This window comes from Streptomyces sp. NPDC006326 (assembly GCF_040612915.1).
Lineage (GTDB): Bacteria > Actinomycetota > Actinomycetes > Streptomycetales > Streptomycetaceae > Streptomyces.
The window spans coordinates 1-23964 of record NZ_JBEXRC010000033.1 but is presented as its reverse complement, the minus strand read 5'-3'; the positions used below and the strand labels follow the sequence as shown (position 1 = coordinate 23964).

Here is a 23964-nt window from a genome sequence, read left to right as displayed (position 1 = left end):
CAGGCTGAGGGGGCTCTGGGGGGTGCCCCCCGCGGAAGACACGGCTGTCATCGGTCGACGCCTCCCATCACGGGGTCGATGGAGGCGACGGCGACGATGACGTCGGCGACCTGGCCGCCCTCGCACATCGCTGCCATGGCCTGCAGGTTGGTGAAGGACGGGTCGCGGAAGTGGACCCGGTAGGGGCGGGTGCCGCCGTCGGAGACGACGTGCACGCCGAGCTCGCCCTTGGGGGACTCGACGGCCGCGTACGCCTGCCCGGCCGGGACCCGGAAGCCCTCGGTCACCAGCTTGAAGTGGTGGATGAGTGCCTCCATGGAGGTGCCCATGATGTTCTTGATGTGGTCGAGCGAGTTGCCGAGGCCGTCGGGGCCCATCGCGAGCTGCGCCGGCCAGGCGATCTTCTTGTCGGCGACCATCACCGGGCCCGGCTCCAGCCGCTCCAGGCACTGCTCGATGATCCGCAGCGACTGGCGCATCTCCTCCAGGCGGATCAGGAACCGCCCGTAGGAGTCGCAGGTCTCGGTGGTCGGCACGTCGAACTCGTAGGTCTCGTAGCCGCAGTACGGGTCCGCCTTGCGCAGGTCGTGCGGCAGGCCGGCGGAGCGCAGGATCGGCCCGGTGGCGCCGAGCGCCATGCAGCCGGTGAGGTCGAGGTAGCCGACGTCCTGCATGCGGGCCTTGAAGATCGGGTTGCCGGTGGCGAGCTTGTCGTACTCCGGCAGGTTCTTCTTCATGGTCTTCAGGAAGTCGCGCAGCTGGTCCACGGCGCCCGGAGGCAGGTCCTGTGCGAGGCCGCCGGGCCGGATGAACGCGTGGTTCATGCGCAGGCCGGTGATCAGCTCGAAGATGTCGAGGATCAGCTCGCGGTCCCGGAAGCCGTAGATCATGATCGTGGTCGCGCCCAGTTCCATGCCGCCGGTGGCGATGCACACCAGGTGGGAGGAGAGCCGGTTGAGCTCCATCAGCAGCACGCGGATCACGGTGGCGCGGTCGGGGACCTGGTCGGTGATGCCGAGGAGCTTCTCGACGCCGAGGCAGTACGCCGTCTCGTTGAAGAACGGCGTCAGGTAATCCATGCGCGTGACGAAGGTGGTGCCCTGCGTCCAGTTGCGGAATTCGAGGTTCTTCTCGATGCCGGTGTGCAGGTAGCCGATGCCGCAGCGGGCCTCGGTGACCGTCTCGCCGTCGATCTCCAGGATCAGGCGGAGCACTCCGTGGGTGGACGGGTGCTGGGGACCCATGTTGACGACGATCCGCTCGTCGTCCGCCTTGGCGGCCGACTGGACGATCTCGTCCCAGTCGCCGCCGGTGACGGTGTAGACGGTGCCTTCGGTCGTCTCGCGCGCCGAGGCGTGGTCGGCGGAGGAGGCGTGGTGGGACGTGGACATCAGCTGTACGACCTCCGCTGGTCGGGAGCCGGGATCTGGGCGCCCTTGTACTCGACGGGGATGCCGCCGAGCGGGTAGTCCTTGCGCTGCGGGAAGCCCTGCCAGTCGTCCGGCATCATGATCCGGGTGAGGGCGGGGTGCCCGTCGAAGACCAGGCCGAAGAAGTCGTACGCCTCGCGCTCGTGCCAGTCGTTGGTCGGGTAGACCGTGACGAGCGACGGCAGGTGCGGGTCGGCGTCCGGGACGGACACCTCCAGCCGCAGGACCCTGCCGTGCGTGATCGAGCGCAGGTGGTAGACGGCGTGCAGCTCGCGGCCCTTGTCCCCGGGGAAGTGGACGCCGCTGACGCCGGTGCAGAGCTCGAAGCGCAGCGCCGGGTCGTCGCGCAGGGTGCGGGCGACGCGTACGAGGTGCTCGCGGGCGATGTGGAAGGTGAGCTCGCCCCGGTCGACCACCGTCTTCTCGATGGCGTTCCCGGGGACGAGGTCCTGCTCCTCCAGGGCGCCTTCGAGCTCGTCGGCGACCTCGTCGAAGTACGAACCGTAGGGGCGGTGGCTGGCGCCGGGCAGCGCCACGGTGCGTACGAGGCGGCCGTAGCCGCTGGTGTCGCCGCCGTTGTTGGCGCCGAACATGCCCTTGCGGACGCCGATCACCTCGGGTCCGGTGGAGCCCCGGGGGGCAGGAACGTTGTTCCCGTTGCCGCCGTTGTCCGGGGGGGTCTCGCTGGTGTCGCTCACCGGAGCAGCCCCTTCATCTCGATGGTCGGGAGGGCCTTGAGGGCCGCCGCCTCCGCCTCGCGGGCCGCTTCTTCCCGGTTCACGCCGAGCTTGGAGCCCTGGATCTTCTGGTGGAGCTTGAGGATCGCGTCCATGAGCATCTCGGGGCGGGGCGGGCAGCCGGGCAGGTAGATGTCCACCGGGACGATGTGGTCGACGCCCTGGACGATGGCGTAGTTGTTGAACATGCCGCCCGAGGAGGCGCAGACCCCCATGGAGATGACCCACTTGGGAGCGGGCATCTGGTCGTACACCTGCCGGAGCACCGGCGCCATCTTCTGGCTGACCCGCCCGGCCACGATCATCAGGTCGGCCTGGCGTGGGGAGCCGCGGAAGACCTCCATGCCGAAGCGGGCGAGGTCGTAGCGGCCGGCTCCGGTGGTCATCATCTCGATGGCACAGCAGGCGAGGCCGAAGGTCGCGGGGAAGACGGATGACTTGCGCACCCATCCCGCGGCCTGTTCGACGGTGGTCAGCAGGAAGCCGCTCGGCAGCTTCTCTTCCAGTCCCATGGGAAATTCAGCCCCTCAGTCCCATTCCAGGCCGCCGCGGCGCCAGACGTAGGCGTAGGCGACGAAGACGGTGAGCACGAAGAGCAGCATCTCGACGAGCCCGAAGATCCCCAGGGAGTCGAAGGTGACGGCCCAGGGGTAGAGGAAGACAACCTCGATGTCGAAGACGATGAAGAGCATCGCCGTCAGGTAGTACTTGATGGGGAAGCGACCGCCACCGGCCGGCGTGGGCGTGGGCTCGATGCCGCACTCGTACGCTTCGAGCTTCGCCCGGTTGTACCGTTTGGGGCCGATCAGCGTGGCCATGACCACGGAGAAGATCGCAAACCCTGCGCCGAGGGCGCCGAGCACGAGGATGGGCGCGTACGCATTCACGCTCCTCGCTCCTTCCAGTCGTCCTTGACCGTTGGACCGCTGCGCCGGCGCGGGGGCCCCTCCCAGCGCGAACTGGGGGAGTCCTGCCTCGCGAAGATCGTGTACATGTGAGGCAGTTCACAAGCCGGACTGATGCGCATCCTATGCCCGCTCGTCTGTGATCTGCGACACGGGTTACAACACCGAGTTTGTGATCTCCACCACCCGACGAACGATCATGAAGGCTTCTAGGTGGCGATCTTTGTACGCGAAGGATTCACACGGCTACGAAAGGTGACATTAACTGCGTTACCGCAGGTAGAAGGTGGCCGTGCCTATCAAACGATGGTCAGTGCAGGCAAATTCGCCCCGACCGGCCCCTCGGTGATATGGGGATCCGCGTCGCCCGGTCGGGGGAGGCCGCGCGTACCGGAGTGGACGTGTGCATCCGTTCACGAACCCGGCGGGTTGTACCCGGCCGGTTCACAGCGAGATCACGGACGGGCCACAGACTCCCCACGGCGAGACATTCCTGTGACCTGCGCCACGTCGAATCCGCGCCTCCGAAAGAGGGCTTGGCCATCTGTGCGCGGGGATGGTAGGCCGCGGCTCAATTCGGACTAATTACTGAAACCCCATGATCACAGGCTTGTGAAGGGCTGTCCGATTCGTCCGTTACGGCGTCAATACGTCGCATGGCGCGCCCGGTTGCGCCCGAATCGCGCACAACTGTGGCGCACACCACGTTTCTTGAAGGGAACCGCGCCCCCCTGATAGCGGTTGTACCCATGTCCCACACCGCTCACATACCCAGCCACCGGAAGCCCCGGCGCAGCGCCTCGAAGCTCGCGGTCCGCGCCGGAGTTGCCGGTGGCGTCCTCAGCACCCTGGCCATGGCCGGCACGGCGAGCGCGTCCCCGTCCGAGCCCGTGGCCGAGACGACGCTCGAAATGCCGGTCCTGAACCTGGATCTGGCCGCCGAGGTCTCCTCCGCCGTCACCACGGCCGCAGAGAACACGGCCGCCGCCGCCGTCACCGGCGAGCTGCACGCCCAGGAGGAGGAAGCCCGCACGGGCGCCGCCGCCGAGGCGAAGAAGGCCAAGGAAGACGCCGAGAAGGCCGACGCCGAGAAGAAGGCGAAGGAGGAGGCGGACCGCAAGGCCGCGGCCGAGCGCGCCACCCGCAGCTCCTCCCGCACCTCGCTGCAGAGCACCTCCGCCTCCGGCGCCCTGGGCTCCGGCACCGTGACCGCCCCGGCCACCGGATCCGCGGCCGCCATCGTGAACTTCGCCCGCGCGCAGGTCGGCAAGGCCTACGTGATGGGCGGCACCGGCCCGTCCTCCTTCGACTGCTCCGGGCTCGTCCAGGCCGCGTACCGCCAGGCCGGCATCTCCCTGCCCCGCATGTCGCAGGACCAGTCCTCCGAGGGCACCTCGGTCTCCCTCAGCGCCCTGCAGCCGGGCGACATCCTGTACTGGGGCTCCCGCGGCAACGCCTACCACGTCGCCATCTACGTCGGCGGCGGCAAGTTCGTCGGCGCGCAGAACCCCAGCACGGGCATCGTCGAGCGCTCCCTGAGCTACGACCGCCCGACGGGCGCCGTCCGCGTCCTCTGACCGCCGCCCGGCGGCACGCCGTACACGGCCAAGGGCCGGTACTCCCCCGCTCGGGGGTGGAGTACCGGCCCTTGGCCGTGCCCGTATGCGGCCTCAGCCGAGCGAGGCGGCGAGCTTGAAACGGGCGTCGCGCTGCTTCTTGTAGAGCGCGAGCGTCTCGGCGTTCTCCTCGACGAGCCGCTGCTGGTAGGCCTTCTCGACGGCCGCCCAGATGCCGACGAGGTTCACCTCGCGCTTGCACGCCACGTCCTTGGTCGCGACGGCGATCGCCTTCGGGCCGCCCTTGTCGTTCTGCAGGCCCAGCTTCTCGATCACCTCGTACGGGGTGCCCAGTCCCCCGTAGCCGCCCTTGCCCATGCAGTCGGACCAGCCCTTCAGGGCGGCGACCACCCGGGAGTCCTCCTGTGCGCGGCTGTGTGCCTGGGCGGCCAGCCCGAAGGAGTAGAGCAGGTCGACGCTGTCCTTCGTGGGCGCGTACAGCTTGCGGTACCCCTCCCGCATGCAGCCGCCGGCCGGCACCTTCTGACCGCCGACCTCGACGCCGCTGTCTGTTTTGTCGGCCTCTTCCTGATTCATCGGATCGGGTCCGGCCGGAACGGTCTCACCCGGCCGGGTACCGAACAGCACGGCGGAGGCGCTCCCGCTGAGCTGGGGCGGAGCCGGTTTCTCCGGACGCGGCACCCCGGAGGTGCTGTCGTAGCCGTGTGCGGCCGCGTGCTCGGCGTCCGCCGCTCCGAACAGGTCGCGGTGCCGGTCACCGTTCGCTCCGTCCACGGCGGGGGCCGGCTTCTGCGGCGCCTCGTAGGTGAACCCGTACCGGGCCATGCACTGCTCGGTCAGCCGGGCCTGCACCGCGTCCATCCGCCGCAGCTCGGCGTCCGAGTCCGTGTAGGCGTCCATGGGAAAGGAGATCGACGAGGTGGCGGGGTTCACCGCGACGGAGCCGAGGTCGGGCTCTCCGCGATCCTCCCCCTTCCCCCCGCCGCCGTCCGTGCAGCCTGCCAGCAGGACGACTGCCGCCGCCAACAGGGAGGCCGTGAGGGCCGGGCGGCGCGGAGTGGGAGACATCAGATGGTCCTCTTCGGGATGCGGACGGCCTAGTACCAGTAGATGGAACTGATGCTGTCCTTGAAGTTGGCCGAGGCATTTCCGGTGTAACCGGCCGGGATCGAGCCCTGGATTCCCTTGTAGTTGACGTCCGTGTAGACGTACCAGCCATAGACGTCGAGGTTCTTGTAGGCCCGGGTGTTGTCGTTCACGTTCTGGCTGCGACCGCCACAGCCCGAAGGGCCGTTGAAGTAGTCGTCCGTGAGCGTCGGGTCGTCCTTGTTGCTGTCGAAAACACAGCCACTGGGGCCGTATTCGTAGTACAGGCCGAACTCGAACTGCTCTATGTAGCCGTCGTGCACCCACGCCGAAGCGGGGGCCGCCGTCGCGACCAGCAGGGCGGCCGCAAGGGCCGCAGGAGCGGCCGCGAAACGCAGTCCGCGCAGGTTCTTGTTCATTCGCACATTCCCCACCGTGGAAACCGTAGAAAAAGACAGCACGGTCTTCGCCGGCTGTCTCAGGGCAGGCGAGATTCAAACCCAATCGACAGCCGTGCACAAGAAGTGATCTCAGCCTACGGACAGTCAAAAAAGCGACGTGAGACGGGGGTTGCTGTTCCGAGGGAACACTCTCTAGGATCACGACTCGCGTTCGCACGCCATCTCGTTATGCGGCGCTCTCATCCATCCCTACACCGAGGGAAGCGCCCTCTTATGCGTAAGCATGTGCCCTTCATATTCCTTGCCGTATCGCTCGCGCTGACCGCGTGCTCCGGCGGGGGCGAGCCTTCGGCGAGCGACAGCCCTGCGCCCACCAAGGAGGAAATCGCCTACTTCGATTGCCTCAAGGGCCAGGGGGTGAAAATCACCCACACCGACTACGGTGCACCCCGCGTGGACAAGGACGATCCGTCCGCGAAGAAACTCCCCGCGGCTCAGGAAGCGTGCAAGGACAAGGTTCCGCCGCCGCACTCTCCCGAGCCTGCCGCCCCCGAAGTGCTGGCTGCCGCCCGCGCGGAATCCGAGTGCCTGCGCGAGCAGGGCGTGACCTGGTATCCGGATCCCGATCCGGTGACCGGGGACATCAGCGACCGGGCCATGACCCCGGAGCAGGTGGCCGAGCTCAAGACGAAGCACGCGGACGCCCTCAAGAAGTGCAGGAGCGAGCGGAACCCCGGCCGCAAGGCCGTCCTCGGCGGATGAGCGAACTGCAGGACGTCGTGGTGGATGTGACCGGCGGCGAGCGGGACGGGACCGACGACGACAACGGCGCCCGGGGCTCCGGCGGGCTCGCACGGGGACGGCGCGTGGTGATCGGCCTCGTCACCGGGGCCGCACTCATGGCCGTCGGCGGGCTGCTGGCCACCACTCTCGTGAAGTCCCCCGCGCAGGTGGCCGCCGAGACGGGCCCGCCCGCGCAGGGCGTGCTGACCGCGAAGGTCGAGCGGCGGGTGCTCGCGCAGAAGGTGGTGATGCGCGGGACCGTGGTCGCGGACCAGAGCGTCGAGGTGGCCCCGCAGCCCCGCTCCGGTGACGGCACCGGCTCCCCCGTCGTCACCAAGCTGCCGCTCACGACCGGGGACCCGGTCGCGGCCGGGCAGCTGGTGGCAGAGGTGTCCGGGCGCCCCGTGTTCGCCCTCAAGGGAACCCTCCCCGTCTACCGGGACCTCAAGCCGGGCGCCACCGGCGACGACGTGGCGCAGTTGCAGCAGGCGCTGCGGGAGCTCGGGCACGGCACCGGCGCGGACGCGAAGGGCGTGTTCGGGGCGGGTACGAAGGCCGCTCTCGCCGCGCGGTACCGGACCATCGGGTACGACCCGCTGCCCGCCGTCGCGGACGGCCCCGCCGTACTGAAGGCCGCGCGGGACGCCGTGCGGTCGGCCGAGTGGGCCGTGGAGGACGCAGAGGCCGGCCGCGGGGGCAAGGCGACCGCCCCCGGCCCTTCCGCCTCCCCCGGTACGACGGGCACGACGGGCACGGCGGAGGGAAAGAAGGCCACCGCCGGCGGAACCGGCGACTCGGACCGGAGACTCGTGCGTGCCCGCCAGGCGCTCGCCGACGCACGGGCCAAGCTGGCGGAGGCGGAGACCGCCGACGGGCCGATGCTCCCCGCCTCCGAGACGGTGTTCCTCGGGTCCTTCCCGGCCCGGGTCAGTGCCGTCGCCGGCCGGATCGGCGGCCCGGTGTCCGGGTCGGTGCTCACGCTGTCCGCGGGTGAGCTCGTCGTCGAGTCCTACGTCAAGGAGGACAAGAAGCAGCTGCTGCGCGCCGGCATGGCGGTGGTGGTCTCCTCCGAGGCCGCCGGAACCGACGTGCGGGGCAAGGTGGCGCTGGTCGCCACCGAGCGGTCCACCGGCCGGCCGACCGGACAGCAGCCCGACCAGAACGGCCAGGGCGGTGCCCAGGGCAAGGGCGGCGGTGCCGGTGGCGGTGCCGGTGGCGGTGGCGGTGCCGATCTCGGCTACCGGATGGTGGTACGCGCCGACCAGGCGCTGCCCGCCGGTTTCGCCGGGCAGGACGTCCGGCTGACCATCGAGTCGGCTTCCACCGACGGCGATGCGCTCGTGGTCCCGGTCACCGCCGTCTCCGCGAGCCCGGATGGCCAGACCCTCGTCACGGCCGTCTCCACCGACGGAACGCAGCGGCGCATCGCGGTCCGCACCGGCACCAGCGGCGACGGCTACGTGGCCGTGACCCCCCTGCAGGCCGACGATCTCGCCGCCGGCGCCGTGGTCGTCATCGGCGCGGCCCCCAAGGCGGCGGACTCCGGACCGGGCCAGAGGAAGCGCACATGAGGTTCCCGCGCACGCGCCGCCATCGCGAGGACCCGCGCCGCCTCCGTGAGGGCCCGGAACCGGAGCCCGGCGGCCCGGTCATCGAGTTCCGCGGTGTCGGGCTCACCTACCCCGGTCCGCCTCCCGTCGCGGCGCTGCACCCCTTCGACCTGGTCGTGGACCGCGGGGAGTTCATCACCGTCGTCGGGCCGTCCGGCTCGGGGAAGTCCACCTTCCTCAACGTCGCCGGGCTGCTCGACTCCCCGACCCGCGGGCGCTACCTCCTCGACGGGATCGACACCGCCGCGCTGCCCGACCGTGAGCGCACCGCGCTGCGCGGGCGCCGGATCGGGTTCGTCTTCCAGTCCTTCCACCTGCTGCCCCACCGGTCCGCCCTGGAGAACGTCACCCTCGCCATGCTCTACACCGAAGTCCCGCGCGCGCAGCGCCTCGTACGGGCCCGCGAGGCCCTGGAGCAGGTCGGGCTCGGGCACCGGGCGGACGCCGTGCCCGGGCGGCTCTCCGGTGGGGAGCGCCAGCGCGTCGCCATCGCCCGTGCGCTCGTCGGGCGGCCGTCGCTGCTGCTCTGCGACGAGCCCACCGGCAACCTGGACTCGGCCAACGCCGCCTCCGTCCTCGCCCTGCTCGACGAACTGCACGGCTCCGGCATGACCGTTCTCCTGATCACCCACGACCCCGGGGTCGCCGCCCGGGGCCGGCGGACCGTCACCATCCGCGACGGGCGGCTCTCCGGGTGAGCGCCGTACGCCCCACCCGGCTGTCCCCGCGCGACACCGTCTCCGAGGCGGTCGCCGGGATGCTGCGCCGCCCCGGCAGGGCCGTGCTCACGGCGCTCGGCACCGTCCTCGGCGTCGGCAGCTTCGTCGCCGTGCTCGGCCTCACCGCGACCATCTCCTCGCAGATCGACGGCCGGTTCAACGTCCTCACCGCCACCGAGGTGACCGTCGAGGACGTCGCCGCCCAGCAGAGCGAGTTCGCCGGGCCCGGCTTCCCCGCCGACGCCGAGCAGCGGCTGCACGCCGTCGCGGGCATCGAGCACGCCGGGGTGTTGTGGCCGGTACGGCTGGACCCGCGGACCTCCCTCGGCTCCCTGCCGTCCGGCGGCGGGGGGGCCACCACCGGTGCGTCCGTCGTCGCCGCCTCGCCCGGGGCCGTCGCCGCCCTGGTGCCCACCCTGCGGGAGGGCCGCCTCTACGACGAGTTCTCCGAGCGGAGCCGACAGCGCGTCGTGGTCATCGGCGGCGGACTCGCCGACCGCCTCGGCATCACCACGCTGGCCACCCGGCCCGCGCTCTACATCGGGCAGGAGCCCTTCACCGTGGCGGGGATCGTCTCCGACGTGGAACGCAAGCCGGAGCACCTGCTGTCCGTGCTCGTGCCCCGGGCCACCGCCGAAGAGCTGTGGGGGCCGCCCTCGCCCGGCAGCGCCGGCATGCTGATCGCCACCGAGCTCGGCGCCGCCCGGCAGGTCGCCGAGCTCGCCCCGCTCGCGCTGCGGCCCGACCACCCCGAATACCTGAAGGCGGTGCCGCCGCCCGACCCCCGGCTGCTGCGCTCGGGGGTGACCTCCGACCTCAGTGCCCTGTTCCTGCTGCTGGCCGGGATCTGCCTGGTGATCGGCGCGGTCGGGATCGCCAACACGACGCTCGTCGCCGTCCTCGAACGGACCGGGGAGATCGGGCTGCGGCGTGCGCTGGGGGCCCGGGGGCGGCACGTGTCGGCGCAGTTCCTCGCCGAGTCCGCCGCGCTGGGGGCGCTCGGCGGGCTGGTCGGGACGTCCCTCGGCGAGCTGACGGTGGTCGGGGTGTCCCTCGTACGGGACTGGACGCCGGTGATCCACCCGCTGACGGTGGCCGCGGCCCCGCTCGTGGGGCTCGTGACCGGGCTGCTGGCCGGGGTCCATCCCGCCTGGCGGGCTGCCCGTGTGGAACCGGCCGAGGCCCTGCGAAGATAGCGGAGGCGCAGCGCCCGACCCGTTTTCACCTGAGGAGGTGGTGGCCCGTGGGGAGTGAGGAACACCTCGAACACCGCGAAGACGCCCCGGTCACCGCGGGCGGCAGCGGTGACCCCACCGCCGTGCCGGCCGCCGCCGGGCTCTTCCTGCTCGCCGTCGGCGGCTGGCTCCTCAACACCACCCGCCCCTGGCACAAGCCGGGTCATCCGCTCGTCCTGGGCCTGGGGTGGGCCGCCGGCCTCACGATGCTGCTGTACGGGACGGTCCTGCTGACCCGCTGCGTACGCTCCGTCCACGCGGCCGGACCCGGAATCGGCTCCGGAGCCGGCCCGGGAGGCGGACCCGCAGCCCGCCCGGGAGCCCGCCCCGGAGGCGCACCAGGAGCCCGCCCCGCAGGCGGCCCGGACCGGCCCGCCTCCTGATCCGCCGCCCCCCGTCAGGCCTTCGGGGCCACCTTCGAGAGGCCGTTGATGATGCGGTCCATCGCGTCGCCGCCCGCCGGGTCGGTCAGGTTGGCCAGCATCTTCAGCGTGAAGCGCATCAGCACCGGGTGCGTCAGGCCCCGCTGGGTGGCGACCTTCATGACCTTCGGGTTGCCGATCAGCTTCACGAAGGCGCGGCCCAGCGAGTAGTAGCCGCCGTACGTCTCCTTCAGCACCTTCGGGTAGCTGTGCAGCGCCAGCTCGCGCTGGGCGGGCGTCGCCCGGGCGTGCGCCTGGACGATGACGTCGGCCGCGATCTGCCCCGACTCCATGGCGTACGCGATGCCCTCGCCGTTGAACGGGTTGACGAGCCCGCCCGCGTCGCCGACCAGCAGCAGGCCCTTGGTGTAGTGCGGCTGCCGGTTGAAGGCCATCGGCAGGGCCGCCCCGCGGATCGGCTGCGTCATGTTCTCGGGGGTGTAGCCCCAGTCCTCCGGCATGGACGCGCACCACGCCTTGAGGACCTCGCGCCAGTCCAGCTCCCGGAAGGCGGAGGAGGAGTTGAGGATGCCGAGGCCGACGTTCGACGTGCCGTCGCCCATGCCGAAGATCCAGCCGTACCCGGGCAGCAGCCGGTCCTGCGGGCCGCGCCGGTCCCACAGCTCCAGCCAGGACTCCAGGTAGTCGTCGTCGTGCCGGGGCGAGGTGAAGTACGTACGCACCGCGACACCCATGGGGCGGTCCTCGCGCCGGTGCAGCCCCATCGCCAGCGACAGCCGCGAGGAGTTGCCGTCGGCCGCGACGACCAGCGGGGCGCTGAAGGTGACCGGGGTCTTCTCCTCGCCCAGCTTCGCCTGCACGCCGGTGATGTGGCCGGTGCGCGGATCGCGGACGGGCTCGCCGACGTTGCAGCGCTCGTACAGCCGGGCGCCCGCCTTCTGCGCCTGCCGGGCCAGCGTCTCGTCGAAGTCGTCGCGCTTGCGGACCAGTCCGTAGTCCGGGAACGAGGCGAGCTCCGGCCAGTCCAGCTGGAGCCGCTGGCCGCCGCCGATGATCCGCAGGCCCTTGTTGCGCAGCCAGCCGGCCTCTTCGGAGATGTCGATGCCCATCGCCACCAGCTGCTTGGTGGCGCGCGGGGTCAGCCCGTCACCGCAGACCTTCTCGCGGGGGAACGCCGTCTTCTCCAGCAGCAGGACGTCCAGTCCGGCCTTGGCGAGGTAGTAGGCGGTGGTGGAGCCGGCGGGTCCGGCCCCGACGACGATCACATCCGCGGAGTGTTCGGAGAGGGGCTCGGTCACTGCGGGGTCTCCCGAAGGCTCGATAAAGGGTGCCCAACGGCACAGGACATGTGCAGTCTATGCAGCGAGAGAGATCGCGAATCCGAAGGGCTGCCCACTGTGACCACCTCGCCGACCCGGCCGCTCCCCGCCGTCCAGCTCCGCGTGCCCACCGACGAGGACGCGCACGCCTGGCACGCCCTCTTCGACGACCCCGACGTCATGGAGTTCCTCGGCGGCCCCACCGAGCTGTCCGCGTACGAGGAGTTCACGGCGCGCCAGCGGATGCACGACGCACAGCTCGGCTACTGCCTGTGGACGCTGCTGGACGGTGAGGGCGCCGTCATCGGCTTCACCGGGGCGCAGCCCTGGCCCCAGCAGGAGTGGGGGCCGGTCGGCCGGATCGAGATCGGGTGGCGGCTGGGCCGGGAGCACTGGGGCAAGGGGTACGCGTACGCCGCCGCACTGGCCACGGTCGAGCGGATACGGGAGGCGGGCGTGCCGGAGGTGGTGGCGATGATCCACGCCGGGAACGCGCGTTCGGTGGCGGTGGCGGAACGGCTCGGCATGCGGCTGGCGGAGGAGTTCCTGTCTCCGGGCGGCAACCCGGGCCGCCGCTACAGCCTGCAGCTGCGCCCCGAGTAGCCCCGGCGGGCGGGCGGCGCCTCAGAAGACGGACAGGCCCGTCAGGGTGGTGAAGCGGTCCAGGGCCGCCACGGCCGCCACCGAGTTGCCGTGGACGTCGAGGCCCGGGCTCCACGCGGCCAGCGTGCAGCGGCCCGGGACGACCGCGACGATGCCGCCGCCCACCCCGCTCTTGCCGGGCAGCCCGACGCGGTAGGCGAACTCGCCTGCCGCGTCGTACGTCCCGCAGGTCAGCATCACCGCGTTGACCTGCTTCGCCTCGCTGCGCGTCAGCAGCCGCGAACCGTCCGCCCGCAGCCCGTGCCGGGCCAGGAAGCGGGCGGCGCGCGCCAGGTCGGCGCAGCTCATCTCGATGGAGCACTGCCAGAAGTAGTGGTCCAGCAGGGCCGGCACCGGGTTGTCCATGTTCCCGTACGAGGCCATGAAGTGGGCGAGGGCCGCGTTGCGGTCCCCGTGCTCGTGCTCGGACGCCGCGACCTCCGCGTCGAAGCCGATGTCCGGGTTGCCGCTCTCCAGCCGCAGGAACTCCAGCAGTTCACTGCTCGCGTCCCCCGTCAGGGTCTGCAGCCGGTCGGTGACGACGAGGGCGCCCGCGTTGATGAACGGATTGCGCGGGATGCCGTTCTCGTACTCCAGCTGCACGAGCGAGTTGAACGGATTGCCCGAGGGCTCCCGGCCCACCCGCTCCCACAGGCTGTCGCCGCCCTCCGCCAGCGCGAGGGCCAGGGCGAACACCTTCGTGATGGACTGCACGGAGAAGGGGACCTGCCAGTCGCCCACCCCGTGGACGTTGCCGTCGAGGTCGGCGACGGCCATCCCGAACTGCGCGGGGTCCACGGAGGCGAGTGCCGGGATGTACGCGGCGGGCGCGCCGCTGCCCACCAGCGGGGCGATGTCCGCCGCGATCTGCTCCAGCAGCCCTTGGTAGTCCACCCGACGGCTGCGCTTACTTGGTGCCGCGGTGCAGCGCGACGATGCCGCCGCTGAGGTTGCGCCAGGCCACCTTCGACCAGCCGGCCTTCTGCAGCAGCTCGGCCAGTGCGGGCTGGTCCGGCCAGGCGCGGATCGACTCGGCGAGGTACACGTACGCGTCGGGGTTGGAGGACACGGCGCGGGCCACCGGCGGCAGCGCACGCATCAGGTACTCCATGTACACGGTCCGCAGCGGGCCCCAGGTGGGCTGCGAGAACTCGCAGATGACGACCTGGCCGCCCGGCTTGGTCACCCGGTACAGCTCGCGCAGCGCGGCGTCGGTGTCCTGCACGTTGCGCAGGCCGAAGGAGATCGTCACCGTGTCGAAGACCTCGTCGCGGAACGGCAGCTTCGTCGCGTCACCGGCGGTCAGCGGCAGCCACGCGTGGCGCTTCTTGCCCTCCCGCAGCATGCCGAGGGAGAAATCGCAGGGGACGACGTACGCGCCGGTCGCGGCGAACGGCAGCGAGGAGGTCGCGGTCCCGGCGGCCAGGTCCAGCACCGTGTGGCCGGGGCGGGCGCCGACCGCCTTGGCGACCTCCTTGCGCCACAGGCGGGCCTGACCCAGGGAGAGGACGTCGTTGGTGAGGTCGTACTTCGCCGCCACACCGTCGAACATGGAGGCGACTTCGTGCGGCTGCTTGTCCAGGGAAGCGCGGGTCACTGGCGTGGGCCCCTCAGGTGCGGTACGGGTGGGCTGATACCGGGCCATTCTCGCAGGCGCCCCCGCCCCGGGGCGCCGGGGGCACTCCCGTCACTCCGGCCGGCCCCTTCAGCGCCGGCGGTGCAGCAGCCGTCCCCCGATGACGGTGGCCACGCACGTCGTCGCGCCCTGGGCGAGCAGCTCCGCCGGGTCCGCCACCGCGAACACCGCGAAGCGGGCCGGGGCAGCCGGCTCCAGGACCCCGTGGAAGGCCTGCTCGGCCGCGTCCCGCCCGGCGAACGGGTCCAGCGAAGCGTCGTCGCCCCGGTACCCGGACGCCGGCGGCAGCACGGCCAAGCCCGAGCGGACCACCGCCGTCCGCACCGCCGGGCCGGTGAGCCGGCCGGTCACCGCCACCACCCCGCGCGCCAGCAGCTTCTGCGTGGCCCGGCGGGCGCTGTGGCCCCAGCGCGCCTCGGTCATCTTCAGGCCGGCCAGCGCCTCGGCCCCGCTGATCGGTTCGCTGCCGAGCTCGGTGACCTCGTACGGGTCGTCGGGGTAGTACGTCCGCTCCAGCAGCGCGTCCGCCCCGTGCACCAGCAGCCCGGGGGTCAGCACCCCGGGCCAGCGGCGGACCCGCGCGTACGGCCAGGCCGCGCCGAGCTCCTCGTACGGGCCCACCAGGGTGATCCGGTCGCCCTCGACGAGGACCGCCCCGCCGGGCTGCGGTGCCCGGCCCGGCCCGGGAACGAGGAGGTCGGCGGTGTGAAGCGTCAGCACGGGGGCGTCAGTTCGAGGAGATGAGCTTCAGCTCGGGGTGCGCGGTGCCGCCCTCGATGGCCGTGGAGGAGATGTGCGAGACCACGCGGTCGTCGACCGGGTCGTTCGCCGGGTCGTCGTGCACGAGGAGGTGCTCGTACGTGGTCGCGCGCTGCGCCGGGACCCGGCCCGCCTTGCGGATCAGGTCGATGATCTCCTGGCGGTTCGAGCGGTGCCTGGCTCCGGCGGAGGAGACGACGTTCTCCTCCAGCATGATCGAGCCGAGGTCGTCCGCGCCGTAGTGCAGGGACAGCTGGCCGGCCTCCTTGCCGACGGTCAGCCAGGAGCCCTGGATGTGGGCGATGTTGTCGAGGAACAGCCGCGCGATGGCGATCATCCGCAGGTACTCGAAGACCGTCGCCTGGGTACGGCCCTTGAGGTGGTTGTTCTCGGGCTGGTACGTGTACGGGATGAAGGCGCGGAAGCCGCCCGTGCGGTCCTGGGTGTCACGGATCATCGCGATGTGCTCGATGCGCTCGGCGTTGGTCTCGCCGGTGCCCATCAGCATGGTGGAGGTGGATTCCACGCCCAGCTTGTGGGCGATCTCCATGATCTCCAGCCAGCGCTCGCCGGACTCCTTGAGCGGCGCGATCGCCTTGCGCGGCCGCTCCGGCAGCAGTTCGGCGCCGGCGCCGGCGAAGGAGTCCAGACCGGCGGCGTGGATGCGGCGGATGGCCTCCTCGGCGCTCACACCCGAGATCCGCGCCATGTGGTCGACCTCGGAAGCGCCGAGGGAGTGGATGACCAGCTGCGGGAACGCCTTCTTGATGGCGGAGAAGTGCTCCTCGTAGTACTCCACGCCGTAGTCCGGGTGGTGGCCGCCCTGGAACATGATCTGCGTGCCGCCGAGCTCCACGGTCTCCGCGCAGCGGCGCAGGATGTCGTCGAGGTCGCGGGACCAGCCCTTCTTCGTGTCCTTGGGGGCCGCGTAGAAGGCGCAGAACTTGCACGCCGTGACACACACGTTGGTGTAGTTGATGTTGCGCTCGATGATGTACGTCGCGATGTGCTCGGTGCCGGCGTAGCGGCGGCGGCGCACCGCGTCGGCGGCCTGGCCGAGCGCGTGCAACGGGGCGTGGCGGTAGAGGTCGAGCGCCTCTTCCTTGGTGATGCGGCCCCCTGCGGCGGCGCGGTCGAGGACAGACTGGAGAGCGGCCTGGTCGGTCACCGGTGCGTCACCTTTCGGCGGTGTGTCAAGAGGTCCGGACCGATCCAGCCTACGCCAGCCCCGCTCACCGGATTCCAAGGGGCTCTCACGGGACGCGGGTCAGGTCGCCCTCGGGGTTTCCGGCGGGCACGTCACCTGACTTGTAGTGGAGTGTCCCGTTCGTGTTGAGGGTGAACCGCTCGTCGGCGGAGCCGTTGGAGCAGATGCCGGGCGCCGGGTTGGGGCCGCCCGACGTGTCCAGGACGAGAGAGCGGTCGGTGGCGGAGGCGAGCTTCCAGTCGCCGCTGCAGTCGGTGCCCAGGAGGGGGAGGACCGACTTGTCCCGGGCGACGACCTCGCCCACCTTGCCGCCTTTGATGGTGATCTGGAACTCGCTGGGCACTCCCGCGCGGGCGGTGGTCACCGTGCCCTTCCAGGTGCCGGTCAGTTCCTTCGGGACGTCGGGGCGGGTGCCCCGGGGCGGGGCCGAGCCGGTGCCGCCGCTCGGGGCCGGTTCGGTGGCCGCGGCCGAGCCGGATCCGGAGGGCGGCCGGGCGGCGCCGTCCGAGGCGTGCTGGTCGCGGCCGCCGCCCGTGCCGGGCAGCAGGTCCAGCCCGTAGATCCCGCCGGACAGGACGGCCAGCACGGCCGCCGCGGCCAGGACCACCGTGCAGCTGAGGCGGCGCCCGGCGGCGCGGACGGTGACCTGGCGACCCGGGTCGGGGGCGGTCCGCGGCTGCGGCACCGCGGCTCCGGCGGTCTCGGTGGGCGGCCCGTAGGGCCCGTACTGCGCGTACGGGGCGCCCGTGCCCGCGCTGCCGTACGAGGGCCCGTACGAGGGGTCCGGCGCCCCGAAGCTCCCGGAGGCCGGGAAGGGGACCGGGCCGGACGCGGCGTGCGCCGCCCCGGCGGGGGCGGCCTCCAGGTCGAGCAGGGCCACCGCCGCGCGGCTGGCCTCCTCCACCAGCGGGGCGGGGAGCCGGCCGGGGGCGGCCAGGGCCCCGTCCAGCGCCGCCGCGAGGTCCTGCGGCGCGGGCCGGTCGGCGGGCGCCTTGGCGAGGCAGGCCGCGATCAGCTCGCGCAGCTCGCCCGCCGGGACCTCGTCGAGGTCCGGCGGCTCGTGGACCACCTTGTAGAGCAGGGTCGCCGAGTTGTCCCCGGTGAAGGGCGGCTGCCCGGTCGCAGCGAAGGCAAGGACCGCGCCCAGCGAGAACACGTCGGCCGCGCCGGTGACGCCCTTGCCGAGGATCTGCTCGGGCGACATGTACCCGGGCGAGCCCACCGACACCCCGGTGGAGGTCAGCGAGGCGGTCCCGTCGGTGGCCCGGGCGATCCCGAAGTCGATCAGCCGGGGCCCGTCCAGGGTGAGCATCACGTTCGACGGCTTCACGTCCCGGTGGACCAGGCCCAGCCCGTGCACCGCCACCAGGGCGCGGGCCAGCCCCTCGCCGACGGCCCGTACGGAGGCCTGCGGCAGCGGGCCGTGCGCCGCGACGGCCCGGGCCAGGGACGGCCCGGCGACGTACCCGGTGGCCACCCACGGCACCGCCGCCTCAGGGTCGGCGTCCAGTACGGGCGCCGTCCACTCCCCGCCGACCCGCCGCGCGGCCTCCACCTCCCGGCGGAAGCGGGCCCGGAACTCCTCGTCGGCGGCGAAATGCGGGTGCACGATCTTGACGGCGACGGTCCGCCCGCCCGCGTTGCGGCCCAGGTAGACCCGCCCCATGCCGCCCGCGCCGAGCCGGCCGAGCAGCCGGTACGCGCCGATGGTCCGCGGCTCGTCCGCTTCGAGCGGCTGCATCGCGTTGCCTCCCCCGTGGTTGTGCGAACGCCAAGCAGCACCTTAGGGGGTGGGGTGCCGTTCGGGGGCGGGCTCCTGCCCACGCCGGTCTGACGGCACCCTCCGGGAACACCCGGAGTCAAGATCCCGGGGATTCTCCCCCGGTGACGGGAATGCGAAAAGATCGGCAATTCCCGGGAAACGTCATATCAGCGCAGCGGATGCTCCGCGGCGGCCTTCAGCAGCTCCACGGTGACATCCGCGGGATAGCCCGTCGTCGCTCCCGTGCGGCGCGCGAATTCCCGTACGCCGGCCAGCTGATCGGGTCCGAAGCGGAAGTCGAGCGTGGTGAAGTACCGCTGCAGCAGGTCGGCGTCGAAGGCCTCCCAGCGCGCCGCCTGCTCGGCGACCTTGGCGACCTCCTCCAGGGACAGGTCCCGGGAGGCGAGGAAGGCCTCGTGGACCTTGTGCACGACGACGGGCTCGCGGTCGAGGTAGTCCTTGCGGGCGGCCCAGACGGCGAAGACGAACGGCAGTCCGGTCCACTCCTTCCACATCAGCCCCAGGTCGTGCACGTCGAGGCCGAGCCGGGGTGCGTCGTGGAGCGAGGCGCGCAGCGCGGCGTCGCCGATCAGCACGGCCGCGTCCGCCTCCTGCATCATCACGCCCAGGTCGGGCGGGCAGGTGTAGTAGTCGGGCCGGACCCCGTACTGCTCCGAAAGCAGCAGCTGGGCGAGGCGCACGGAGGTGCGCGAGGTGGAGCCGAGCGCGACCCGCGCGCCGTCCAACCGGCTCAGCGGCACCTGCGACACGATCACGCAGGACATGACGGGGCCGTCGCAGCCGACCGCGAGATCGGGGAAGGCGACGAGCCGGTCGGCGTTGCGGAGGAACTCCACGAGGGTGATGGGGGCGATGTCCAGCTCCCCGTCGACGAGGCGTTCGCTCAGCTTCTCGGGGGTGTCCTTGGTCAGCTCCAGGTCCAGCAGCGTGCCGGTTCTGGCCAGCCCCCAGTAGAGGGGAAGGCAGTTCAGGAACTGAATGTGACCCACGCGGGGGCGACTGCGATAGACATCCACATCGCGAGACTAGCCGCCGGGCCTCCGTCAGCCTTCAGGCGGGCCTCAAACGTCCGAGTGACGTGATCTTTCCCTCTGGTCTCGGCCGCACTCTGCGTGCTAGGCTCGACGCAAGTTGCAGTTTGGTTTCCCTTGCAGTACGAGGCCTGCGGAGAATGTGACCCGCAGGCTTTTGTAGTTTTCAGACTTCTTAGCAGGTTCTGGAGCAGGGCGACCCTTTGGCCCATAGGAGGGCTCATGGCTACCGGAACCGTGAAGTGGTTCAACGCTGAAAAGGGCTTCGGCTTCATCGCCCAGGACGGCGGCGGCCCGGATGTCTTCGTCCACTACTCCGCGATCAACGCCTCTGGCTTCCGCTCCCTGGAGGAGAACCAGACGGTGAACTTCGACGTCACGCAGGGTCCGAAGGGCCCGCAGGCGGAGAACGTCACCCCGGCCTAGTCGCCTGGGCCAACCTCATCGCGGGTTGGATAGCAGTACCCAAGGAGCCCTGCCTCCTCCGTGCGAGCGGAGGTTGCGGGGCTCCTGCCTTGTGTCCGCCGTGCGCAGCTTTCGCGACGGACGGCGCCGCGGCGCGCTCACGGGACGGCCCCCGCTGCGTGTTCCTCTCGGAACACGCAGCGGGGGCCGTCGCCTTCCCGTGGGCCGGCTACGCCGGGGGCGCGGTGATCTTCAGGTCCAGGATCAGGACGACCTTCTCCTTGGTGACCACGCGCAGGTGGTACGTGCCCGGCGCGACGTCCGCGGTGAACAGCTCCGGCAGTGCGACGGTGCCGTCGGCTCCCGTCGGGGCCAGGTCCAGGGTGAACAGCTTCTCGCCGTCCTTGCCCTTGAAGTACGGGCCCTTCGACTTCGCCGGGTCCACCGGCACCCAGCCGTCGCCGGTCGCATTCGGCACGACGAAGGCCGCGGTGGCCCGCGTCCCCTCCACCGGCTTGCCCTGGGCCGTGGCCGTCAGCTGCACGCCCGTCAGGGTGGCACCGGCGGCGAGCTCCAGCGGCTTCGCCGCGTCCGCGTCGGTCCGGGTCAGCTTGTCCGCGACCGGGAGCGGCTTCGCCGTGACCGTGCCGGTGAGGTTCGCCGTGGCCTTGGCCGTGGTGTCGTAGCCCGCGATCCGCAGGGTGAAGGTGCCCGCCTTGGCGCCGGCCTTGAGGCCGTCCACCGCCGCGACGCCCTCGCCGTCGGTCTCCACCACCAGGTGGTCCTTGCCCTCGGCCCCGAAGCCGGTGCCGCCGGTGGTGTCGTCCTTGATCTCGAACAGCAGGCTCAGCTTGGCGGCCGGCTTGCCGTCGCTGAGCACCGCCTTGACCCGCGGGACGCTGACCGCGGCCCCGGACTCCGCCGTGAGCTCGGAGCCGCCGAGCAGCTCCAGCTTCTCCAGGTGCGGGGCCGGCGGGTTCGGCTTCTGCGGCTCGGCCGGCTTCGACGGCGTGGGCGTCGGGGTCGGCGTGGGCGTCGGCTTCGGCGAGCTGGGCTTCGTCTGCGCCGGCGGGTTCGGCCTCGGGGTCGGAAGCACCGGGGTCGACGGGGTCGGGTAGCTGCCGACGGGCGGGTTCGGCACCTGCACCGCGCCGTTCTGGTACTGGCGCATGTAGCCGAGCACGGTGTTCACGTACTCGCGCGAGTCGTTGTAGCTGAGGATCGCCTTGTCGAGCTTGGCCGGATCCGAGAGGTCGCGGTCGCCCGCACACAGGTAGAGCCCGGTGCCCAGCGCCGCGTCGTAGATGTTGTTCGGGTCGCGCTTGCCGTCGCCGTTGCCGTCGGCACCCCAGGTGAGCCAGGTGGAGGGGATGAACTGCATCGGGCCGACGGCCCGGTCGTAGACGGAGTCCGCGTCCCACTCGCCCTTGTCGGTGTCCATGATCTTGGCGAAGCCGTTGCCGTCCAGACGCGGGCCGCGGATCGGCTTCTCGGTGGAGCCGTCGGCCTTCAGCCCGTAGCCGGAGGCGTGGACGGACTCGACCCGGCCTATGCCCGCGACCAGCTCCCAGGGGAGGTGGCAGCCGGGCAGCGCGGCGGCCACCGCGGTCTGGGCGCGCTTGTACGCGTCGAGGGCGGTCCCGGGTATGCCGCTGGCCCCCTCGGCTGCCCCGGCCGCGGGCGGCACGGCCGGATCGGCGACCGCGTCGGGCAGGTCGAGCCGGGCGTCGCCGCGGTCGGCGGCCTGCGGGCTGTCCGGCGTCGGCTCGGACTCCCCCGCGTCGGCGGTGGACGTGTTGGTCACCACGGCGGCGGTCGTCAGGCTGGCCGCGAGCGCGGCCGTGCACAGGACCTTGCGCGAGGTGTTGACGAGGTGACGGTGAAGCGGCTTCACAGTGCGGCGATCCCCCCAAGGCGGCCGGCAACGTATACGGCGGGTCGAGCCGTGAATATTCACTGTCTATCAGGTATTCGGGCGCGACTCGCCGCCACCCCGGCAGTTGTGGCACACCATTCGTCTCGGCTTCACCGGTCCCCCACGACAGAACGAACGAACGACCTGTCGGCGCGCCGGGAAGACCCCGAACTCCCCCGATTTGACCGTTCTCACGGGCTGCACGGGGGCCGGTATGCCCAAGGCCGCCCGTGGGACACGCTGCTAGCCTCGGCGGACATGACGACAGAGGCGTACGAGACGGAAGAGGCGTACGAGACGGCTTTCCGGGCGCGGGCGGAGCGCCGGCGGACCCTCGGCTTCGGACTCCTCCTCGCGGCCAGTGGCATCTGGCTCTGGCTCGCCTACCAGTTGTTCGTCCCGTTCACGATCGAATACGGCCGCAACGACACCGACTGCGCCTCCCGCGTCTTCTACGACGACGGGGACACCGGCCGCGTCTCCTACGCCGACGCCGAGGGCGAGCGCTGCGCGGGGGCGCGGGACTGGGCCGAGCTGCTCGGCATGCTGCTGGTCTCCGTGCCCCTGGCGGCGGGCGGCGTCCACCAGTACGCCTCGGGCAGCATCGCCATGACCCTGCGCCGGCACGAGGACGAAACGGCCCGCCTGCGCGCCCTGCCCAAGGGCTGACCGGGGCTGACCGGGCGGACCGGGCGGACCCGGGCGGGCGGGGGCCGGGGGTCAGCGTCCCGCCCCGTGCAGGTGCACGCGGAGCAGGAGCTCGTGCAGCGTGGCCCGTTCGGCCTCGTCCAGGGGCGCCAGCAGCTCGTCGCGTACGGCCGCCGTCTCCGTGGTCAGCTCCTCCAGGAGGCGACACCCGGGCTCGCCGATGCGCACCCGCACCCGGCGGCGGTCCGCCGGGTCGCGCTCGCGCTCGACGCGGCCGATCCGGGCCAGGCCGTCGAGCACCTTCGCCATGTCGCTCGGGTGCACGTCGAGCCGCTCGGCGAGCTCGCGCTGCACCTGCGGCCCGTGGTCGGCGAGGGCGGCGAGCACCGCCATGTCCCACAGCCGCAGCCCGCGGGCGGCGAGCCGTTCGGCGACCAGGGTGCGGGCCGTCCTGCCCACCCTGGAGAGCAAGTAGGGCGTGAGCGCGGCCAGTCGGGGTGTGGCGGGGGAGGTCATGGACCTATTGTAGGTCGACACCCATCTTAGGTTGAGACCTACTAATCTTGGCCTGCCAATCCTTCCGAAGGAGAGCCGCATGGACGCCCTGCACCCCCGCCTCCTGACCGCCCGCTTCGACGCGACCTTCCGCTTCTACGACGCCCTGCTGCCCGCCCTCCTCGGCGCCACCCGCAGCCGCGGCGCCGCCGAAGGCCCGTACGCCTCCTGGGACGTGGGCGACCAGGGCGTCCTGGCCCTGCTCGACCGGACGGCGATGACCCCCGCGGCGACCCCGGACGCGGCTTCCGGCCCCGACGACCGCACGATGCTGGTCAGCCGCGTCCCCGACGTGGACACGGCCTACGCCGCCTGCCTGGCCCACGGCGCCGCCCCCGCGGCCCCGCCGGCCGACCGCCCCGAGTGGGGGCCGACGCTGCGCACCGCCCATGTCCGCGACCCCGAGGGCAACCTGTGGGAACTCCAGTCGTACGAGGACGGGCAGGAGCGGGTGTCCCGGCACTCCGAGGAGCTCCCCGGCCACTAGGGTGACGGCCACGCTGGCGTCACGCACCGAGCCGGGAGCCGCCATGACCACCGATCCGATCCGCATCCCCGACCTGTCGGACCGCCCGCACCGGTTGACCGTCGAACGCACGATGATCGCGAACGCGCAGACGTTGTACACGGCGTGGACCGCGCGATTCGGCCGCTGGTTCGCCGCACCGGACTCGGTCCTCATGAGGCCCGAGGTCAACGCACCGTTCTTCTTCGAGACGGAGTCCCCCGGGGGCCGGCACCCCCATTACGGGCGCTTCCTGCGCCTGGAGCCGGGCCGGCTGGTGGAACTCACCTGGGTCACCGGTCGCGACGGCACGGCGGGGGCGGAGACGGTGGTCACCGTCGAGTTCGGCCCGCACCCCATCGGCACCCACCTCCGCCTCACCCATGCCGGCTTCTACGACGAGACCGCCCGCGACCGCCACGAAGCCGCCTGGCACCAGGTCCTGACCCACCAGGACGACGTCCTGAGCTGATACGGCGGGGGCGGGGCGGGGGCGGTAGGCGGGGCGGGGGCTTCGGGGGTCGGGATACCCGCACCCGCCATCAGAGAAGTTCCGGGGGCGTCCCGTCAGTCCACTGTCCTTCCGTGCCGTGCCGACCCGTCAAGGGCGCTCTCTTCGTTCGCGTCGCTTCGCGATGGCCTTCGGCCACCCTTGACCGCCCGGCCCGCCCCGGAAAGACAACAGACTGCCGG

Annotated in this window: 26 protein-coding genes; 11 read left to right on the top strand and 15 right to left on the bottom strand. The window is 71.7% G+C overall.

What is annotated here, in order from left to right; translation table 11 throughout:
- Window positions 1–47: 47 nt before the first annotated feature.
- From ABZ128_RS23850 to ABZ128_RS23835, 4 genes are read right to left on the bottom strand one after another with little or no spacing between them, the layout of a single operon-like run.
- Entirely contained in the window at window positions 48–1391 is a 1344-nt protein-coding gene (locus tag ABZ128_RS23850; protein WP_356850820.1) for an NADH-quinone oxidoreductase subunit D, read from the bottom strand.
- Window positions 1391–2128, bottom strand: a complete 738-nt coding sequence (locus tag ABZ128_RS23845; RefSeq protein WP_356850819.1) for an NADH-quinone oxidoreductase subunit C — start codon at window positions 2126–2128, stop codon at window positions 1391–1393. The genes ABZ128_RS23850 and ABZ128_RS23845 overlap by 1 nt, the downstream gene beginning before the upstream one ends.
- Window positions 2125–2679: an NADH-quinone oxidoreductase subunit B family protein gene (locus ABZ128_RS23840; RefSeq protein WP_356850818.1), complete on the bottom strand. Its 555-nt coding sequence runs from the start codon at window positions 2677–2679 to the stop codon at window positions 2125–2127. The genes ABZ128_RS23845 and ABZ128_RS23840 overlap by 4 nt, the downstream gene beginning before the upstream one ends.
- 15 nt (window positions 2680–2694) lie before the next feature.
- The gene (locus ABZ128_RS23835; RefSeq protein ID WP_030028256.1) at window positions 2695–3054 is read right to left on the bottom strand and encodes an NADH-quinone oxidoreductase subunit A; all 360 of its coding nucleotides are present in this window, start codon (window positions 3052–3054) and stop codon (window positions 2695–2697) included.
- Window positions 3055–3821: 767 nt separating this feature from the next.
- Here ABZ128_RS23835 and ABZ128_RS23830 point away from each other — a divergent pair.
- Complete coding sequence (locus ABZ128_RS23830; protein WP_356850817.1) at window positions 3822–4649, top strand: C40 family peptidase; 828 nt, start codon at window positions 3822–3824, stop codon at window positions 4647–4649.
- Window positions 4650–4742: 93 nt separating this feature from the next.
- Here the strand turns inward: ABZ128_RS23830 and ABZ128_RS23825 are convergent, their stop codons facing one another.
- Window positions 4743–5717, bottom strand: a complete 975-nt coding sequence (locus ABZ128_RS23825) for a hypothetical protein (protein WP_356850816.1) — start codon at window positions 5715–5717, stop codon at window positions 4743–4745.
- Between the two features lie 29 nt (window positions 5718–5746).
- On the bottom strand, window positions 5747–6169 hold the full coding sequence (locus ABZ128_RS23820) for a peptidase inhibitor family I36 protein (RefSeq protein WP_356850815.1): 423 nt from the start codon (window positions 6167–6169) through the stop codon (window positions 5747–5749).
- 240 nt (window positions 6170–6409) lie between these two features.
- On the opposite strand from ABZ128_RS23820, the gene ABZ128_RS23815 reads away from it, so the two are divergent.
- From ABZ128_RS23815 to ABZ128_RS23795, 5 genes are read left to right on the top strand one after another with little or no spacing between them, the layout of a single operon-like run.
- Window positions 6410–6898, top strand: a complete 489-nt coding sequence (locus tag ABZ128_RS23815) for a hypothetical protein (RefSeq protein WP_356850814.1) — start codon at window positions 6410–6412, stop codon at window positions 6896–6898.
- Entirely contained in the window at window positions 6895–8490 is a 1596-nt protein-coding gene (locus ABZ128_RS23810; protein ID WP_356850813.1) for a peptidoglycan-binding protein, read from the top strand. Before ABZ128_RS23815 ends, ABZ128_RS23810 begins: the two co-directional genes overlap by 4 nt.
- Entirely contained in the window at window positions 8487–9227 is a 741-nt protein-coding gene (locus ABZ128_RS23805; RefSeq protein ID WP_356850812.1) for an ABC transporter ATP-binding protein, read from the top strand. The genes ABZ128_RS23810 and ABZ128_RS23805 overlap by 4 nt, the downstream gene beginning before the upstream one ends.
- On the top strand, window positions 9224–10444 hold the full coding sequence (locus tag ABZ128_RS23800; RefSeq protein WP_356850811.1) for an ABC transporter permease: 1221 nt from the start codon (window positions 9224–9226) through the stop codon (window positions 10442–10444). The genes ABZ128_RS23805 and ABZ128_RS23800 overlap by 4 nt, the downstream gene beginning before the upstream one ends.
- Before the next feature lie 47 nt (window positions 10445–10491).
- A complete protein-coding gene (locus ABZ128_RS23795; protein WP_356850810.1) occupies window positions 10492–10866 on the top strand; it encodes a hypothetical protein in 375 nt (124 codons plus the stop codon).
- Window positions 10867–10880: 14 nt separating this feature from the next.
- Here ABZ128_RS23795 and ABZ128_RS23790 read toward each other — a convergent pair whose 3' ends face one another.
- Window positions 10881–12164 carry a geranylgeranyl reductase family protein gene (locus ABZ128_RS23790; RefSeq protein WP_356850809.1) on the bottom strand — a complete coding sequence of 428 codons (1284 nt, stop codon included), beginning with the start codon at window positions 12162–12164 and terminating at the stop codon, window positions 10881–10883.
- 99 nt (window positions 12165–12263) lie between these two features.
- Here ABZ128_RS23790 and ABZ128_RS23785 point away from each other — a divergent pair, with 99 nt between their 5' ends.
- Window positions 12264–12788, top strand: coding sequence for a GNAT family N-acetyltransferase (locus ABZ128_RS23785; protein WP_356850808.1), 525 nt, complete (start codon window positions 12264–12266; stop codon window positions 12786–12788).
- 21 nt (window positions 12789–12809) lie between these two features.
- Here the strand turns inward: ABZ128_RS23785 and ABZ128_RS23780 are convergent, their stop codons facing one another.
- The 6 genes from ABZ128_RS23780 to ABZ128_RS23755 form a co-directional block, all read right to left on the bottom strand.
- The gene (locus tag ABZ128_RS23780) at window positions 12810–13721 is read right to left on the bottom strand and encodes a glutaminase (protein ID WP_356850807.1); all 912 of its coding nucleotides are present in this window, start codon (window positions 13719–13721) and stop codon (window positions 12810–12812) included.
- A gap of 13 nt (window positions 13722–13734) precedes the next feature.
- Window positions 13735–14424: a demethylmenaquinone methyltransferase gene (locus tag ABZ128_RS23775; protein ID WP_356850806.1), complete on the bottom strand. Its 690-nt coding sequence runs from the start codon at window positions 14422–14424 to the stop codon at window positions 13735–13737.
- Window positions 14425–14532: 108 nt separating this feature from the next.
- A complete protein-coding gene (locus ABZ128_RS23770; protein WP_356850805.1) occupies window positions 14533–15183 on the bottom strand; it encodes a hypothetical protein in 651 nt (216 codons plus the stop codon).
- A 7-nt stretch (window positions 15184–15190) separates the two neighbouring features.
- Window positions 15191–16390, bottom strand: a complete 1200-nt coding sequence (gene mqnC / locus ABZ128_RS23765; protein ID WP_356850804.1) for a cyclic dehypoxanthinyl futalosine synthase — start codon at window positions 16388–16390, stop codon at window positions 15191–15193.
- Between the two features lie 85 nt (window positions 16391–16475).
- Entirely contained in the window at window positions 16476–18170 is a 1695-nt protein-coding gene (locus ABZ128_RS23760; protein WP_356850803.1) for a serine/threonine-protein kinase, read from the bottom strand.
- Between the two features lie 188 nt (window positions 18171–18358).
- Window positions 18359–19228: a menaquinone biosynthesis protein gene (locus ABZ128_RS23755; protein ID WP_356850802.1), complete on the bottom strand. Its 870-nt coding sequence runs from the start codon at window positions 19226–19228 to the stop codon at window positions 18359–18361.
- Between the two features lie 237 nt (window positions 19229–19465).
- Here ABZ128_RS23755 and ABZ128_RS23750 point away from each other — a divergent pair, with 237 nt between their 5' ends.
- Window positions 19466–19669, top strand: coding sequence for a cold-shock protein (locus ABZ128_RS23750; RefSeq protein WP_030012116.1), 204 nt, complete (start codon window positions 19466–19468; stop codon window positions 19667–19669).
- A 208-nt stretch (window positions 19670–19877) separates the two neighbouring features.
- On the opposite strand, the gene ABZ128_RS23745 is transcribed toward ABZ128_RS23750, so the two are convergent.
- The gene (locus ABZ128_RS23745; RefSeq protein ID WP_356850801.1) at window positions 19878–21542 is read right to left on the bottom strand and encodes a lytic transglycosylase domain-containing protein; all 1665 of its coding nucleotides are present in this window, start codon (window positions 21540–21542) and stop codon (window positions 19878–19880) included.
- Window positions 21543–21821: 279 nt separating this feature from the next.
- Here ABZ128_RS23745 and ABZ128_RS23740 point away from each other — a divergent pair, with 279 nt between their 5' ends.
- Window positions 21822–22232, top strand: coding sequence for a hypothetical protein (locus ABZ128_RS23740; RefSeq protein WP_356850800.1), 411 nt, complete (start codon window positions 21822–21824; stop codon window positions 22230–22232).
- Window positions 22233–22283: 51 nt separating this feature from the next.
- On the opposite strand, the gene ABZ128_RS23735 is transcribed toward ABZ128_RS23740, so the two are convergent.
- On the bottom strand, window positions 22284–22727 hold the full coding sequence (locus ABZ128_RS23735) for a MarR family transcriptional regulator (protein ID WP_356850799.1): 444 nt from the start codon (window positions 22725–22727) through the stop codon (window positions 22284–22286).
- Between the two features lie 79 nt (window positions 22728–22806).
- Here ABZ128_RS23735 and ABZ128_RS23730 point away from each other — a divergent pair, with 79 nt between their 5' ends.
- Together ABZ128_RS23730 and ABZ128_RS23725 are read left to right on the top strand one after the other, a co-directional pair.
- Window positions 22807–23253 carry a VOC family protein gene (locus ABZ128_RS23730; RefSeq protein WP_356850798.1) on the top strand — a complete coding sequence of 149 codons (447 nt, stop codon included), beginning with the start codon at window positions 22807–22809 and terminating at the stop codon, window positions 23251–23253.
- Between the two features lie 43 nt (window positions 23254–23296).
- Window positions 23297–23743, top strand: a complete 447-nt coding sequence (locus ABZ128_RS23725; protein WP_356850797.1) for an SRPBCC domain-containing protein — start codon at window positions 23297–23299, stop codon at window positions 23741–23743.
- Window positions 23744–23964 lie beyond the last annotated feature (221 nt).

Excerpts from the sequence above, each read along its gene's own strand:
- ABZ128_RS23725 (WP_356850797.1), top strand. The coding sequence starts at position 23,297 with ATGACCACCGATCCGATCCGCATCCCCGACCTGTCGGACCGCCCGCAC.
- ABZ128_RS23840 (WP_356850818.1), bottom strand. The coding sequence starts at position 2,679 with ATGGGACTGGAAGAGAAGCTGCCGAGCGGCTTCCTGCTGACCACCGTC.
- ABZ128_RS23760 (WP_356850803.1), bottom strand. The coding sequence starts at position 18,170 with ATGCAGCCGCTCGAAGCGGACGAGCCGCGGACCATCGGCGCGTACCGG.
- ABZ128_RS23740 (WP_356850800.1), top strand. The coding sequence starts at position 21,822 with ATGACGACAGAGGCGTACGAGACGGAAGAGGCGTACGAGACGGCTTTC.
- ABZ128_RS23830 (WP_356850817.1), top strand. The coding sequence starts at position 3,822 with ATGTCCCACACCGCTCACATACCCAGCCACCGGAAGCCCCGGCGCAGC.
- ABZ128_RS23825 (WP_356850816.1), bottom strand. The coding sequence starts at position 5,717 with ATGTCTCCCACTCCGCGCCGCCCGGCCCTCACGGCCTCCCTGTTGGCG.
- ABZ128_RS23815 (WP_356850814.1), top strand. The coding sequence starts at position 6,410 with ATGCGTAAGCATGTGCCCTTCATATTCCTTGCCGTATCGCTCGCGCTG.
- ABZ128_RS23810 (WP_356850813.1), top strand. The coding sequence starts at position 6,895 with ATGAGCGAACTGCAGGACGTCGTGGTGGATGTGACCGGCGGCGAGCGG.
- ABZ128_RS23735 (WP_356850799.1), bottom strand. The coding sequence starts at position 22,727 with ATGACCTCCCCCGCCACACCCCGACTGGCCGCGCTCACGCCCTACTTG.
- ABZ128_RS23730 (WP_356850798.1), top strand. The coding sequence starts at position 22,807 with ATGGACGCCCTGCACCCCCGCCTCCTGACCGCCCGCTTCGACGCGACC.
- ABZ128_RS23850 (WP_356850820.1), bottom strand. The coding sequence starts at position 1,391 with ATGTCCACGTCCCACCACGCCTCCTCCGCCGACCACGCCTCGGCGCGC.
- ABZ128_RS23750 (WP_030012116.1), top strand. The coding sequence starts at position 19,466 with ATGGCTACCGGAACCGTGAAGTGGTTCAACGCTGAAAAGGGCTTCGGC.
- ABZ128_RS23805 (WP_356850812.1), top strand. The coding sequence starts at position 8,487 with ATGAGGTTCCCGCGCACGCGCCGCCATCGCGAGGACCCGCGCCGCCTC.